1 protein-coding gene is annotated in these 713 nt (G+C 77.3%); it reads right to left on the reverse strand.

Annotation, left to right across the window (positions count from 1 at the left end; genetic code table 11):
* Positions 1-95 precede the first annotated feature (95 nt).
* Positions 96-713: alpha-2-macroglobulin family protein (locus tag QOL99_RS17335; RefSeq protein ID WP_285525656.1), on the reverse strand; the 618-nt coding region annotated here is incomplete at its 5' end.

Raw genomic sequence — 713 nt, forward strand, 5'->3', positions numbered from 1 at the left:
CACCCGCCGCCTCCTGCCGGGCCACGGTGCGGAGGATGGAGCGCAGTTTCATGCGCTCAGGTACGGGAGAGCGGGGCCGGGGGTTCCGGCGAACCTCACCGCTCCACCACCTCCACCCGCTGCGCCTGCCCCTGCGCGGGCGGCAGTCCCGCCGCCGACTCGGCGCGGGGCGCGGGAGCCGTGTAGCCGCCGGGAGCCAGTGCCCGCAGCCGGTAGCGCACGGTGGTCACGCCCGCCGGGAGGCGTTCGAGGTAGAACACCGCCCGGTCGTCGTACAGCGAGCGGTCGGCCCACGCCGCCCCCGTCTGCCCCGTGCTCGCCACCGCGCCGGGAAAGGCGAAGGGGCGGTCGTCCACGGCTTCCAGCCCGCCGGGGAGGGGGTCGGTGAGGCGCAGGTGCCGCAGGGCGACGGGGGTCCGCAGGGTGAGCGTCACCGTGACCAGCCCGTCGCGCTCCACCCGCGAGCGGTCGTACCGCCGCTCCAGGACGATGGGAGAGAGGGCCGCCGGTTTGCTCCCCGCCGTCCGCGCGTCCAGCTCGGCGCGGTAGGCGAGCGGGCCGCTGGCGGTCAGGCGCAGAGGCGAGGCCGCCCCGTTGGAGGGCAGCGACAGCCGCACGGGCGGGCCGAGGGTGAGGTCGCGGGTGAAGTTCGCCTGCGTGACCGTCACGCGGGTCGCCGGGCGGCGCGTCTCTCCCGCCACCGCCCCCCGGAG

Origin of the sequence: Deinococcus rhizophilus, assembly GCF_030271215.1 — a bacterium.
Lineage (GTDB): Bacteria > Deinococcota > Deinococci > Deinococcales > Deinococcaceae > Deinococcus > Deinococcus rhizophilus.